Annotated in this window: 10 protein-coding genes; 2 read left to right on the top strand and 8 right to left on the bottom strand. The window is 71.6% G+C overall.

Annotation, left to right across the window (positions count from 1 at the left end; genetic code table 11):
* The first annotated feature begins 10 nt into the window (after positions 1-10).
* Positions 11-1,435: an MFS transporter gene (locus tag PLJ28_RS05780; protein WP_298043630.1), complete on the top strand. Its 1,425-nt coding sequence runs from the start codon at positions 11-13 to the stop codon at positions 1,433-1,435.
* A gap of 28 nt (positions 1,436-1,463) precedes the next feature.
* Here the strand turns inward: PLJ28_RS05780 and PLJ28_RS05775 are convergent, their stop codons facing one another.
* The 6 genes from PLJ28_RS05775 to PLJ28_RS05750 all read right to left on the bottom strand — a co-directional run bounded on the left by PLJ28_RS05775 (position 1,464) and on the right by PLJ28_RS05750 (position 10,539).
* Positions 1,464-4,304, bottom strand: coding sequence for an AAA family ATPase (locus PLJ28_RS05775; protein ID WP_298043628.1), 2,841 nt, complete (start codon positions 4,302-4,304; stop codon positions 1,464-1,466).
* Positions 4,305-4,369: 65 nt separating this feature from the next.
* Positions 4,370-5,197: a 1,6-dihydroxycyclohexa-2,4-diene-1-carboxylate dehydrogenase gene (locus PLJ28_RS05770; protein ID WP_298043626.1), complete on the bottom strand. Its 828-nt coding sequence runs from the start codon at positions 5,195-5,197 to the stop codon at positions 4,370-4,372.
* A complete protein-coding gene (gene benC, locus PLJ28_RS05765; protein WP_298043624.1) occupies positions 5,197-6,771 on the bottom strand; it encodes a benzoate 1,2-dioxygenase electron transfer component BenC in 1,575 nt (524 codons plus the stop codon). Before benC ends, PLJ28_RS05770 begins: the two co-directional genes overlap by 1 nt.
* 94 nt (positions 6,772-6,865) lie before the next feature.
* Positions 6,866-7,402 (bottom strand): benzoate 1,2-dioxygenase small subunit, encoded by a 537-nt coding sequence (gene benB / locus PLJ28_RS05760; protein WP_183525583.1) that lies wholly within the window; start codon positions 7,400-7,402, stop codon positions 6,866-6,868.
* A gap of 34 nt (positions 7,403-7,436) precedes the next feature.
* Complete coding sequence (gene benA, locus PLJ28_RS05755) at positions 7,437-8,810, bottom strand: benzoate 1,2-dioxygenase large subunit (protein WP_183525580.1); 1,374 nt, start codon at positions 8,808-8,810, stop codon at positions 7,437-7,439.
* Between the two features lie 409 nt (positions 8,811-9,219).
* A complete protein-coding gene (locus PLJ28_RS05750; RefSeq protein ID WP_183525577.1) occupies positions 9,220-10,539 on the bottom strand; it encodes a benzoate/H(+) symporter BenE family transporter in 1,320 nt (439 codons plus the stop codon).
* Positions 10,540-10,772: 233 nt separating this feature from the next.
* Here PLJ28_RS05750 and PLJ28_RS05745 point away from each other — a divergent pair, with 233 nt between their 5' ends.
* Positions 10,773-11,681: a helix-turn-helix transcriptional regulator gene (locus PLJ28_RS05745; protein WP_183525574.1), complete on the top strand. Its 909-nt coding sequence runs from the start codon at positions 10,773-10,775 to the stop codon at positions 11,679-11,681.
* On the opposite strand, the gene PLJ28_RS05740 is transcribed toward PLJ28_RS05745, so the two are convergent.
* Together PLJ28_RS05740 and PLJ28_RS05735 are read right to left on the bottom strand one after the other, a co-directional pair.
* The gene (locus tag PLJ28_RS05740) at positions 11,666-12,877 is read right to left on the bottom strand and encodes a metallophosphoesterase family protein (RefSeq protein WP_183525571.1); all 1,212 of its coding nucleotides are present in this window, start codon (positions 12,875-12,877) and stop codon (positions 11,666-11,668) included. The two genes, PLJ28_RS05745 and PLJ28_RS05740, sit on opposite strands and share 16 nt — an antisense overlap.
* Positions 12,878-13,048: 171 nt before the next feature.
* Positions 13,049-13,867, bottom strand: coding sequence for an SOS response-associated peptidase (locus tag PLJ28_RS05735; RefSeq protein WP_183525568.1), 819 nt, complete (start codon positions 13,865-13,867; stop codon positions 13,049-13,051).
* Positions 13,868-13,878: the final 11 nt, after the last annotated feature.

Genomic DNA, 13,878 nt, shown 5'->3' with positions numbered 1-13,878 from the left:
CCGACAGCCCATGTCACACCCTCCCACCCCCGTCGCCCACGATCCGCGCCAGGAGGCACGCACGGCCAACTGGGTCGCGGCGATCGTCTGCTGCGCCCTCGTCTTCGACGGCTTCGACCTGACCATCTACGGCACCGTGCTGTCCACCCTGCTCGATGACCCGAGCCAGATCGGCCAGCTGGACGGCGCCGCGGCCGGCGCCCTGGGCTCCTACGCCCTGATCGGGGTCCTCGTCGGCTCCCTCACCTGCGGATTCCTGGGCGACCACTTCGGCCGCCGCCGGCTCATCCTCGGCGGCATCGCCTGGTTCTCCATCGGGATGTTCATCACCGCGCTGACCACCTCGGTGGCGGCGTTCGGCGTGATGCGCCTGCTCACCGGACTGGGGCTCGGGGTGATCCTGGCCACGGCCGGGGCCACGATCGCCGAGTTCGCCCCGGCGGGCAAGCGCAACTTCTACAACGCCCTCGTGTACTCCGGGATCCCCGCCGGCGGCGTCCTGGCCGCGCTGCTGGGCATCGTCCTGCTCGAACCGCTGGGCTGGCGCGGACTGTTCATGATCGGCGCCACGCCGATCCTGTTCCTGCTGCCGCTGGCCTGGTTCAAGCTCCCCGAGTCACCCCGCTGGCTGCACGCCCGCGGCCGCATCGAGGAGGCCCGTGCCGCCTCCGCGCGGACCGGGGTGCCCCTCCTGGAGGAGATCGTGGTCCAGCAGGCCGGCGCGGCGCCGGCCAAGCGGGGATTCGCAGCGGCCTTCTCCCGTCAGTTCTTCCTGCCGACCGTCCTGCTGGGCTTCATGTCCTTCTCCGGCCTGTTGCTCACCTACGGCCTGAACACGTGGCTGCCGCGCATCATGGAGGGTTACGGCTTCGACAAGGGTTACTCCCTGTCCTTCCTGCTGATCCTCAACAGCGGGGCCGTGCTGGGCGGGATCGTCGCCTCGCTGGCCGCCGACCGGCTCGGTGCGCAACGGATCGTGGCCACCACCTTCGTCCTGGCCGGGATCACCCTGGCGCTGATGACCTTCCAGTTCCCGGCGCCGGTCCTGTTCCTCTACATCGCCGTGGCCGGGGTCGGCACCCTGGGCACCCAGGTGCTGATCTACGGGTTCAGCTCGAACTACTACACGACCAATGCCCGCGCCGCCGGGGTCTCCTGGGTCGCCGGCTTCGGGCGCATCGGTGGCGTGCTCGGGCCCCTCATCGGGGGCTGGCTCACCGCGGCCGGCGTGGGCGGCAGCACCGCCTTCTACATCTTCGGCGGCGTGGCCCTCTTCGGGGCTCTGGTCACCCTGGCCGTTCCGCGGCAGTCGCGGCTGGAACGGGCCACGGACACCGCGGCCACGGCGGACGTCCCCGGCGTCGCCGGCGCCACCGGGCACCATGGCGCCGAGGCCGGCGAGCCGGCGAGCGCGGTCCCGGCGTCGCGAGCCTGAACGCCTCCGTGCGGCCCGCCGCCGTCCCTCAGTCCTCGGGACGGTAGCGGGCCGCCAGCTCGCTGCGGGACCGGACGCCGAGCTTCCGGTAGATGCGCGTCAGGTGGTACTGGACCGTCTTCTCCGCCAGGAACAGCGAGCGCGCCGTCTCCTTGTTGGTGGCCCCGTGCGCCACGAGCTCCACCACGGCCTGTTCCTGCGCCGTGAGGTCGACGTCGGCCCGGCCCGCGGCCACGAGCACGGGGTCCGCGGGGGCGTCGACGGGGCCGACGTCCATCCCGGTGGCCTTGAGCTCGCGGTCACAGCGCTCGACGTAGGTCACGGCGCCCAGGGAGTCGTAGAGGTCCTTCGCCACCTGGAGCACCGAGGAGGCCAGCCGGCGCTTCCCCGCCCGGCGCATGCTCTGGCCGAAGGCGAAGCTGATCCTGGCCTGCAGGTAGGGCCGGTGCAGTCCCCGCAGCTGCCCCAGCGCGGACTCGAAGTGGTCGCGTGCGGCGTCCGGGTCGCCCTGCGCGGCGAGCAGCCGGCCCCGGGACCAGGACATCCGGGCCTGGTCGGAGGGGATCGCCCGTTCCCGGCACAGTCCCTCGAACGCGGTGAGGAACTCCTCGGCGCGCTCCAGCCGGTTCGTCATCACCAGGGCGTTGACATAGGTGTCCTGCCACGGCCAGAAGGAGACGCGACCGGCCGTCCAGGGGTCGATCTCCGTCAACGGCTCGAGCGCCTCCAGGGCGCTCTCGTAGTCGGACCGGGCCTCGTGGAACCGTGCCCTGGCCAGGTGTGCGGGCACTAGCATGGCCCGGTAGGTGCCCGGGTGGACGGCGGCCCTGGAGACGTAGTGACGCGCCCGTTCCCAGTCCCCCCGCATGGACCACAGCTCGGCGGCCGTCCAGTACAGCAGGGGCCCGATCAGGGGCATCCGGGCCGATTCCAGCCGGACCGAGGCCCGGGACACCGTGGCCGCGGCGGCGTCCCAGTCCCCCAGCACCAGTTGGGTCCGCGCCAGCCAGGCCTCCGCCCACAGGGAGATGCGCAGCGAACCGCCGCGATGTTCCGTGGGGGTGGCCGCCTCGAAGCCCACCAGCGCCGACTCGACCTGGTCGGCCCGCAGGGCCAGCCAGGCGGCACCCATCTGGATCCGCTGCTTCTGGGCGTTCTCCCCGGCGCGGGCGGTGGCCCGCTCGTAGGCGGCCTCGGCCTCCTGCAGGCGCCCGCGGGCATACAGGCCGAGCCCGTAGATGGCCTCCGACTCGATGTGTGCCGGGCTGCCCGCCTCGGTCAGGGACATCGCCGTCTCGCCCCACTCGGTCATCAGCGGCCCGTCCCACGACGCCAGGCCGTGCAGGACGAAACGCTGGGCCGCCTGGGCGGCCGCCGCCGGGTCCCGGTCGGCGTCACTGGTCCGCCACGCCTCCTCGAGATGGTGCCGGGCGCTGCGGCTCTGGCCCGAGACGGTCGAGAGGTAGCCCAGGACCGAGGAGCGCAGGGAGGAGGACGGCATGGCCTCCACGGCCGAGGTCCAGGTCTGGGCCCGGGCGATGTCCCCGGCGCCGACCGAGGCGTCCACCGCCCGCAGCAACCGGTCGTCGTGGCGTTGCGGGTCCGTGGTGAGACGGGCCGCGGAGAACAGGGCGGACGAGACGTCCTGCCACGCGCCCCGTTCGCCCTGCCGGGCGGCGAAGTCCTCGAGCTCGGCGGCCAGGGCCGCGTCCGGTCCGGCCGCGGCGGCCACCCGGTGGGCCAGCCGGTCGGCCTCCAGGGGCACGACGGCGGCCGCGCGCCGGTGCCGGGCCAGTCGCCTGCTCGGCAGGGCCTGTTCGTAGATCGCCTCGGCGGCCCCCGGCTCGACGAAGGAGACCGCCGAGCCGTCGTGGTCCACGGTCCACCGCAGCAGTCCGGTGCGATGGCCCTCGTCCAGGGCCTCGATCACGGCCTCCGGCCCGCTGAGACCGCTGACCTCCTGGATCTCGGCGAGCCCGGCCGGGGAGCCCAGCACGGCCAGGGCCTCGGCGACCTCGATCAGTCCCGGCGTGGCATCGGCCATCAGGCCCCGCACCCGGGACTGCATCCGGGCACTCGCCGGCAGCGACGGGAACCAGCTCTGCCAGGTCTCCGGCGGCATCTCCTGCAGCAGTTCCAGGACCGGTCGCGGCAGCCCCCGGGTGTGCCGGACGAGGCCCTGCGCCGCCGTGTCCCCCAGGTCCAGGCCGAAGCGGGACCGGGCGAGCCGGCGGACATCCTCGGCGTCCAGGGGATCCAGGCGCAGTTGGCGGACCCGGTACTGGCCGAGGAGGTCGCGCAGGCCGGGGGGCAGGGCGTGGGAGCGGGAGGGGTCGAGGGTGAACAGGAAGAGCACCTTCGAGGACTTCAGCCGCCGCATCACGAACACCAGGATGCGCACGCTGGCCTCGTCGAGATGGTGGACGTCGTCCACGGCGACCACCACGGGCCCCCGCAGCTGCAGTGTCTCCAGGTGGGTGGTCAGGGTGGCGGCGTAGTTCGCCGCCTGGGCGACGCTCAGTTCGGGCACCGGCATGGCCGGTGGCATGGGCGTGGCGTCGTAGCCCTTGGCCGACCGCAACGGTGCGGTGTCCATGAGCTGGGAGTACCCGGCCAGGGCCAGTTGGGACTCCCAGGCGTCCCCCACGGCGTTCAGGACCCTGACGCCGCGACCGGCAGAACGGCAGTGCTCGAGGAAGGACTCGAGCACCGCCGTCCGGCCCGATCCGGAGGGGCCGCTGAGCACCACGGTGCCCACCGTCCCGCGACGTGCCTGGCGCAGGGCCTCGTCCAGCTCGGCCAGGACCCCCGCGCGGCCGACCAGCACCCGGTCCGGTGCTGTCTCGCCGTCGGGCACCGTGTACTGCATGCGGACGAGACTAGCCGACGTGGGGGTGGCGCCCGTCACGGGGCGGACGCCACCGGCAGCCGCGCTCAGCCCAGGTCCCCCCCGGCGACCGGCAGCACGCTCCCGGTCAGGTACGAGGCCTCGGCGGAGGCGAGGAACACGATGGGCGCCGCCTGCTCGTCCAGCGTCCCGTAGCGCTTCATGAACGAGGACTCCACCGTCTGGTCGACGATGGCCTGGTACCACTGCCTCTCCTGCTCGGACTCCGCCTCGGGCCCCCGCTTCACCTTCCGCGGCGGCGCCTCCGTGCCGCCGGGAGCGGTGGCGACGACCCGGATCCCCCGTCCGGCGACCTCCATGGCCAGGGACTGGGTGAGCGCGTTGACACCACCCTTGGCCGCCGCGTAGGGCACCCGGTTCATGCCGCGCGTGGCGACCGAGGAGACGTTGACGATCACGCCCGAACCCTGCGACAGCATCGTGGGCAGCACGGCGCGGCAGCTCCACAGCGTGGGGAACAGGGACCGGCGGATCTCGCGCTCGATCCGCTCCTCGTCGTACTCCTCGTAGGGCCGGGCCCAGATGGTGCCGCCGACGTTGTTCACCAGCACGTCCACGCGGCCGTGGGCCGCCACCGCGGCCTCCACGGCCTCGGCGGCGCCCGCGAACGTCTCCAGGTCCGCCGTGACCGAGGTGGCCGAACCGCCGGAACCGGTGCGGCCGGCGTCGTCGTTGATCCCCCGGGCCACCTCGTGGACGAGGTCGGCACGGTCCACGAGCACGACAGCGCCGCCCTCGGCCGCGATGCGCTCGGCCACCTTCTGACCGATCCCCTGGGCGGAGCCGGTCACGACGGCGACCTGGTCCGCGAACCGCCCCGGGGTCAGGAACTGGCCGGCATGGCTCCGCCCCATCAGGCCCCGGCCACCTTCGCGTCGATCGCGGTGTCCATGGTGCCCTTGGCGTCGCGGGCGTGGTTCATGATGACCTCCCGTGCCCGCTCCCGGTCCTGCGCCTCGAAGGCCGAGACGACGTCGAGGTGGTCCTGGGCCACGCGCGAGAAGATCTCCGTGCCCTTCTCGAAGGTCGCGGCCATCTGGGCGTGGATGTCCAGGCGACGGTAGGACTCCAGCAGGGTGGGGTTGCCGGAGATGGTGAAGAGGTACTCGTGGAACTCCTCGTTGGTCCGGACGTACTCCTCCGGGTCGCCCACCCGGTCGCCGTCGACGAAGTCGACCGTGGCCTCGGCCAGGCGGCGGAACTGGGCCATCTGCTCCTCGCTGAGCCGGCCCATCATGAGCTCGGTGATCGCCAGCTCCAGGCCCATGCGGGCGTCGAGGTGGGCGAAGCTGTCCTCCTTGCGGAAGTCCAGCCGGCCGGTCTCCAGCGAGGAGATCGCCTCGGCGGCGGTGAGGGTGTCACCCTCGGCGGCCACCTGCTCGGGCGGGACGGGGGCACCGGTCTCGGCGTCGCCGCCCGTGGTCTCCTTCGGGGCGAAGCGCTCGAAGTAGAGGTTGGCCGGCTCGATGCCCTCGGAGTCCAGCCACTTCGAGACGGCGTTGACCATGGGCGGCGGGCCGCACAGGTAGATGTCCACGTCGCCCTCGTTGACATGGGTGGGTTCGATGACCTGGGTGACGTAACCGGTGTGCGGGGCGGAGGTGCCCGGCTCGGAGGCGATGTAGTCCCAGGTGAAGTTCGGCAGTCGCTCCTCGTAGGCGCGCAGCCAGTCCAGGCCCACGATGTCGGCCTCGCGGGTGACGCCGTAGACGAGGTGGACGGGGTACTGCGTGGGGCCCTCGCACAGCTTCTCCAGGATGGACAGCAGCGGGGCCAGGCCGGTGCCGCCGGCCAGCAGCAGCAGCGGCCGCTTGGGCTCGCGCAGGAAGAACGAGCCGTAGGGCCCGGTGAACTCCACGGTGTCCCCGACCTGGGCGCGGTCGCGCAGGTACTCGGACATGGCCCCCTGCGGGGAGATGCGCACCATGAAGGAGGTCTCGTCCACCTCGGGACCGGTGCTGAAGGAGTAGGACCGCTCGGCGTCGGTGCCCGGCACCTTGATGTTGACGTACTGGCCCGGCAGGAAGGCGAGGTCCCCGCGGTTCTCCGGGGTCAGCGTGAAGGAGATGGTGGACTCGGAGTGCTTGTCCAGCTGGGTCAGCGTGGAGGTGAACGCGGCCGCCGAGGTCTTGGCCGACTCGGCGGTGGCCGGCACCTGGATGCTCATGTCCGACTCGGGCACGGCCTGGCAGGTGAGCAGGTAGCCCTTCTCCAGCTCCTCCTCGGTCAGCGCGTCGTCGATGAAGTCGCCCGGGTCGAACGAGCCGGAGTCGCAGAACGACTTGCACGTGCCACAGGCACCGTCGCGGCAGTCGGCCGGGATGTTGATGCGCGCCTTGTAGGCGGCGTCCATGATGGTCTCGAAGTCGCCGACCTTGACGACCTTCGTCACGCCGTCCTCGAAGCTCAGGGCTACCTTGTGTCCCATGGGTCCTCCTTGGTCCGGGCCGCATCCCGCGGCCCGCTGAATCGTGGGTGGTGGCCGGCCGCGCGCGTCGGCGGCCGGAAGGTCCCGGGGGACCTCAGATCATGTAGATGTCCACCACGTGGTGGATGTAGTCGTTCTTCAGGACGACCTTCTTGCTGCGGATGACCGGCTCGGCCCCCGAGAGGTCGATCGTGTAGAAGCTGGTGCCGAAGTACGTGTCCGTGGACTGGTACCGGTAGTACAGGGTGAACCAGTTGAAACGGACCTTGACCTGGTCGCCGTCGCGCTCGAGCACCTCGACGTCGGTGATGTTGTGCCCGGTGCGCGGGTCCGGCAGGGAGGTCGCGGAGGACCGGTCGGTCTTGATGCGGAAGACGCGGTCCTCGATCCCGCCCCGGTTGTCGTAGTAGATCAGGGAGATCTCGGACTGCGGGTCCTCGGTCAGCTCGTCGTTGTCGTCCCACGCCGGCATCCAGAACTCGGAGTCCGGGTGGTAGCACTCGAGCCACTCGTCGAAGTCGCGGTCGTCGAGCAGTCGGGCCTCCTTGTACAGGAAGGCGCGGACGGTCTCGAGGGTCAGGATGTCCTCGGTGGTCTTGACGGTGGGCACCGCGGTGGCAGTGGTGGTCATGGGAGCAGCTCCTCGCAGTTCGTGTCGGTCTCGGTCAGGCCAGGGCCGGCTCGGCGGCGGATTCCTCGGCGGCGACCGCCTGTTCCATGACCTCGTGCCAGTACATGTGCTGGATCGGGTACAGGCCCTCGTCCTCGGTGCGCGCACCGGAGGCGATGACGCCGTTCATGCCCAGGGCGGCGGCCTGCTCGTCCGGGCCGTCGACCTGGTGGGCGGAACCGCGGGACATGTCGTTCCACTGGGCGGTCTTGGCCCAGTAGGTCTTGTTGCAGGAGCGGAACTCCTCCAGGTCGTCCGGGGTGGCCATGCCGGTGGCGTTGAAGAAGTCCTCGTACTGGCGGATGCGCTTGGCGCGGTTCTCGGCCGACTCGCCCTTGGGGGCGATGCAGTAGATGGTCACCTCGGTCTGGTCCGCGGAGATCGGCCGGAAGTGGCGGATCTGCGAGGAGAACTGGTCCATGATGTAGACGTTCGGGTAGAGACACAGGTTGCGCGAGATGTTGATCATGAAGTTGGCCATCTCCTCCCCGTACTTCAACACCAGTTCGTCGCGGCGGTCCCACAGCGGGCGGTCCTGGGGGTTGGTCCACTCCTGCCACAGCAGCAGGTGGCCGTGCGGGTACGAGTAGAACCCGCCCTTGACCTTGCCCCACTTGCCGGCGTCCATGGCCTTGGTGGTGTTGGCGGAGTCGCCGGCGGTCCGGCGGGCGGTGGTGGCCGCGTAGTTCCAGTGCACCGAGGTGACGTGGTAGCCGTCGGCGCCGTTCTCGGCCTGGACCTTCCAGTTGCCGTCGTACGTGTAGGTGGAGGCGCCGCGCAGGACCTCGAGGCCCTCCGGGGACTGGTCCACGATCGAGTCGATGACCTTGGTGGCGTCCCCCAGGTGCTCCTCGAGCGGCAGCACGTCCGCGTTGAGGGAGCCGAAGAGGAAACCGCGGTAGGAGTCGAAGCGGGCGACCTTGGTCAGGTCGTGGGAGCCGTTGGTGTTGAAGCCCTCGGGGTAGCCGCCGTTGCGGCCGTCCTTGACCTTGAGCAGCTCACCGGAGTTCTTGAACGTCCAGCCGTGGAACGGGCAGGTGAAGGTGGTGCGGTTGTCGGTCTTGCGACGGCACAGCATCGCGCCGCGGTGGGAGCACGCGTTGACGATGCAGTTGAGCTTCTCCTCCTTGTCCCGGGTGATGACCACCGGGGTGCGGCCGATGTGGGTGGTGAAGTAGTCCCCGACGTTGGGGATCTGGGACTCGTGCGCCAGGTAGACCCAGTTGCCCTCGAAGATGTGCTTCATCTCGAGCTCGAAGATCTCCTCGTCGGTGAAGATCTCCCGCTTGGCCCGGATGATGCCCTTCTCACGGTCGTCGACCACGGCGTCGGTGAGGACTTCCCGGACATGGGACAGGTTCTCGGTCATGGCGTTCTCCTTCTGGCAGTGACACCGCGCTTCCAGGCCGGCAGGCCCGTTTCCGGCGCGATGGCGGAAAGTACGCCTGCCAGTCTGCCGAACGGTGACTGCGCTCACATCAGGGGAACCCCTAGGGCTGACCAAGGGGGTGATCCATATGCTCCTGCTACCCAATCCGTGGCGACAGGCTCTTGGATATCCGCAGGCCACGGGGCCTATGCTGGCCCGCGGGACCGGGAGTCGTTGCCCTCGTCACACCCTGATGCGGCCGGGCCGGGGGCCCGCCCCCCGGGTTCTGCCGAGGGCCGCCCGGTCCGTCAGTCCGCACCAGCGCCTGGCGCGCACCCCCAGGACGGAGGCGCCGATGCCCGAGCAGCGCCGCACCGCGCCGACGTGCCCTGCCCGCCCCCGGCCCGGCTCATGCCCGGGCCGCCGGGACCGCGTCGGGGGCGTCGGGCCCGGCCTCCGCCCCTGCCCGCAGTGCGGCGTGGTCCCCGCGTTCGAGCAGCCGGGAGACCGCGAAGCCGATCACGATGCCCCAGAACGCCGAGTGGAGGGTGAACAGGTCCAGTCCGGAGATCGTCACCACGAAGGTCACGAGGGCACCCATCGTGAACGTGGTCGAGAAGGCGGTGACGAACGCCTGGAGCAGCGCCCGCAGCATGGCGATCCCGCCGAGGGCGAGCACGAACGCCTCCGGCGTGGCCAGCATGAACCGCACCAGTCCGGGGGCGAGCAGGGCACAGGCCAGGGAGAGCACCGCGTAGACGAGGGCGGCGGTGTACTGGCGGTGCCGCTGCCCGGAGGCGGTCAGCAGGGCGTTCGTGGGACCGGTGACGCAGGCGGACACCGCCCCGAAGACCGCGTTGACGAGCGAGAACACCCCCGAGGCGACCGCGAACGAGGTGATCGGCGGACGGTGCCCGGCGGCCCGCAGGACGGCGATGCCCTGGCCGTTCTGCACGAACAGCACCGTGATGGCCAGCGGCACCACGAGCTCGAGCTGGGCGGCCCACGTGAACTCCGGGACGGTGATCACCGGGGCGGCCAGCACGGGGCCGTCGCCCCGCAGGTCGAACTGGCCGCTGAGCACCACGGCCGCCACACCCACGAGGAGCGTGCCCAGGACCGGCGGCAGGACCCGCCCGAGCACCGGCACCGCGGCCAGGACGAGGTACGCGATGACCATGGGCGCGGCCACGGCCGCGTTGTCCCGCGTGGCGTCCACGATGTCCGTGCCGAAGCGCAGGAAGACCGCCGCGACCATGGCCATGATGATCGGCATGGGGATGGCCGTCATGACGCGGCGCACGAGCCCGGTCATGCCGAGCGCGAGCACGAGCACCCCGCAGCCGAAGAACGCCCCCACCACCTCCGCGAAGGACAGGTGCTGCAGCGAGGGCCCCAGCAGCACGGTGCCGGGGATCGACCAGGCGAAGCCCAGCGGCTGGCGGTACACGAGGGACATGACGATCGTGGCCAGCCCCGCGGAGAGGAAGATGCCGAAGACCCACGAGGCCAGTTCGGCCTGGGTCAGTCCCCCGGCCAGGCCCACCGCGAGCGTGACGGCGATCGGCCCGGAGGCGGAGAACACCACGCCGACGAGTCCGTTGGCCGCATACTCGGGGCCGAGGTCGCGCCACGCGCGGCGCGGTCCCACGGGTCTTCCGCCGGGGCGTTCGAACAACGGTTCGCGTCCCGGCGCCGCCGCCTGCGGCGGGTCCTCCGTGGTCGTCATCTCCGCTCCTCCTCGTCGTCGGCCGTGCCAGTCCATCATGACCGGGACCGCCGGGGACGCCACCAGGGGTGCCCAGCCCAACCTGGGTATGGCATGCCCAGGCTGGGCCGGAGTGACCTCGGCCCCGGCGGCGACGACCCTGGGCAACCCGTCCACGACGGGACGACACGACGACAGGACGACCACGGGATGACGACAGCGGGACCGCGAGGCGGCAGGGACGGGAGGCCGGGATGACGGCAGGATCGGACAGGCGAGCGGACGCGGAGGGCGTCGAACCGGGGGCCCGGCTCGGGGACTTCCTCCGGGCGCGCCGCGCGCTGGTGGACCCGCCCCGGCACGGCGGAGGCCGGCGTCGGGTCCCGGGGTTGCGCCGGGAGGAGGTCGCGGCGCTGGCCCGGGTCAGCACGGACTACTACACCCGGCTGGAGCAGGGCCGGCACCGCCGCCCCTCGGACTCCGTGCTGGCCGCGCTCGCCGGGGCGCTCGAGCTCGACGACCTGGCCACCCGGCACCTCTTCGACCTGGCCCGGGCCGTGCCCGCCCGGGGAACGGCACCGGAACCGGTCCAGCGGGTCCGGCCCTCGCTGCACCTGCTGCTCGAGTCGTTCACGGAGCATCCCGCCTTCATCCGCGGGCGCCGCACGGAGGTGCTCGCGATGAACCGGCTCGCCGCCGCACTGCTCGCGGACCTGCCGGCCCGGCCCGCGCGGGAGCGCGCCCTGGTCCGCTGGGCCTTCCTGGACCCGCAGGCCCGGCAACGGTACGTCGACTGGGAGGCGGTCGCCTCCTCCATGGTGGGCACCCTGAGGCTCGACGCCGGCCGGCACCCGGGCGATCCCCTCCTGGACCGCCTCGTGGCGGAGCTCACCGCCGGCAGCGACGAGTTCCGCGCCTGGTGGGCGGACCACCGCATCGCGGAGCGGCGCGACGGGATCAAGCGACTGGTCCACCCGGTGGTGGGCCGGGTGGACGTCCGCTACGAGGCGCTGGAGGTCACGGGCGTGGAGGACCAGACGATGTTCGTGTACACGACGGAGCCCGGCAGCGACTCCCGCGCCGCCCTGCACCGGCTGGCGGGGCTGGTCGCCGCGGACCGGGACCCCGTCGTGTCACCGCGCGCCGGTCAGGCGGAGACGTAGTCCGGGAAGGCGGCGGGCTCCGCCAGCGGCTTCTTCACCGGGGCCATGTCGATGCCCAGGTCCCGGGCGAACACGGTGTGACTGCCGGTGTAGACGTTCTCCGCGTTCTCGTCGAGGGTGAACACCCGGGCCCCGCGCAGGGTGTGCGTGTCCGCGGTCCCGTCGTTCAGGCCGTAGGTGCCGAATCCGGTGCCCGGGCCGTAGCCGAGCTCGATGCCGAAGTAGTCACCGATGAACGTGTTGATGTGGTCGTGGCCGCAGTACATGCCCAGCACGTCCCCGCGTTCCAGGGCGGCCGCGTACATGCCCGAGTTCACCAGGCCGGTGTAGATGCCCTCGTTCTTGACCCCCTCGATGCCGTGGCGTTCCACGGCCGCCGCGTGGCCGGCGTCGTCCGAGGTGAACTGCTGGCCGTGCCACATGTGGTGGAACTCCCAGACGGGGATGTGGAAGAACATCAGCGACGGGACCCTGCCGTACCGCTTCTCGGTGTCCCGGGAGAGCCGCTGGTACCAGTCGATCTGCTCCGGGCGGATCCAGTCGTAGGCCATCAGCCCGTCGTGCCCCTGACCGCCGACGGTCTCCGGCGCGTAGCGGCCGGAGTCCAGCAGCCACAGGCCGAAGGCCGCGCGGTTGCCCTTCGAGGAGCGGATGAGCAGGTGTGCGTTCGACTCACCGGGGACGCCCCTCCCGCCCTCGTCCACGGCCGGGTTGAGGTTGTGCTCGTACTGGCGCAGGAAGTCGACGATCTTCGCCTCGACCATGGAGGTGCCGTTCTCCTCGACCGAGTCCTCGTCGTGGTTGCCGAAGGTGATGGCCCACGGGATGCCCCGCGACTCCATCGGCATGACGACGTTGTTGTAGGCCTGCTTGACCTCGCGGTCCGTGCGCGGCGAGCCGTTGATGACATCCCCGTTGATCACCACGAAACCCGGCTTCTCCCGCTCGAGCACGCCCTCCATGAGCTCGATGGTGCGGCGGTCGGTGAGGGGGCCGTCCTGGGTGTCATTGAACTGCACCACCGTGAACGTCCCGTCCCGCCCGAAGGACAGCGGCATCCGCCCGGCCGCGGTGGAGCGGCGTCCGGGTGCGGCGTGGGCCGCGGAGGGCAACGCGGACAGCAGTCCGGCGGCGGCCAGGGCGCCACCGCCGGCGAGCAGGCCGCGGCGGTGGAAGGACGGGGTCTGTGCGGTCATGAATGGGCTCCTCGAGGTCGATGGTGCCCGCCCCGGCGGGCGGGCCCAGCGACCGTAGGAGACCCACGGGACGGGCCGGAGACCGTCAACCGGCCGTCAGGTGTCCTGCGGATGACGCCAGGGGAAACACCCCGTCCCCACGGGGGCGGGCCCCTCCATCGCCGGGCCCGGTCAGACCAGCGTGTCCTGCTGCCCGGCCCGGCCGATCGGCTCGATCAGCTCGGGACCGTTGTTGCGCACGTTGCCCACCGCCGGGCCGACCTCGTCGAGCGCCCAGGCCGCGGCGGTCCGGTAGGCCTGCTCGCGCACCCGGTCCACCAACCGGCCGGCGGCCTCGGCGCTGGGCAGCCTCTCCGGCTCGAGCCACGCGTCCATCGTCTCCGCGTCCATCGGCAGCGGGAGCCGGTCGTGCAGGTCGTGCAGCCGCTCGAGGGTCTCGTCCCCGGTCCCGGCCTCCGGCGAGGGGCCGGTGAGGATGGTGCAGCTGAGCAGCCATCGGTGCGGGTCGTCCTCCGGCAGCGCCTCGTCCTTCCACCACTCGTAGAGACCGGCGAAGTAGATCAGCGAACCGTCGGCGGGGTGCACGTAGAACGGTCTCTTGCCGGCCCCCTTCGCGGCCCCCGCGGCGGGCTTGAGCCACTCGTAGTACCCCTCCACCGGGACAGCGCAGCGCCGGGCGCGCACCGCGGCACGGAACGTGGGCTTCTCCGTCACGGTCTCGGACCGCGCGTTGAACGCCCGCGCGCCCACCGAGACGTCCTTCGCCCAGGGCGGGACGAGGCCCCAGCGGGCCACGTGGACCTCCCGGCGCGTCCCGCCCTCCTCCTCCTCGCCCGATGCCGGCACCGCGCGTTCCAGCACCACGGCCACGTCCGTGGTGGGCGCGACGTTCCAGTTCGGGCGCAGCGCGAGGTCCTCCTCGGGCTCGACCGCGCCGGATTCGGCCACCAGGTCACCGATGGCCCGGGCCATCACATACCGTCCGCACATGGGACAAGTCT

Origin of the sequence: Citricoccus sp. (genome assembly GCF_035445025.1) — a bacterium.
Lineage (GTDB): Bacteria > Actinomycetota > Actinomycetes > Actinomycetales > Micrococcaceae > Citricoccus.
This window is presented reverse-complemented; position numbering and strand designations above follow the sequence as displayed.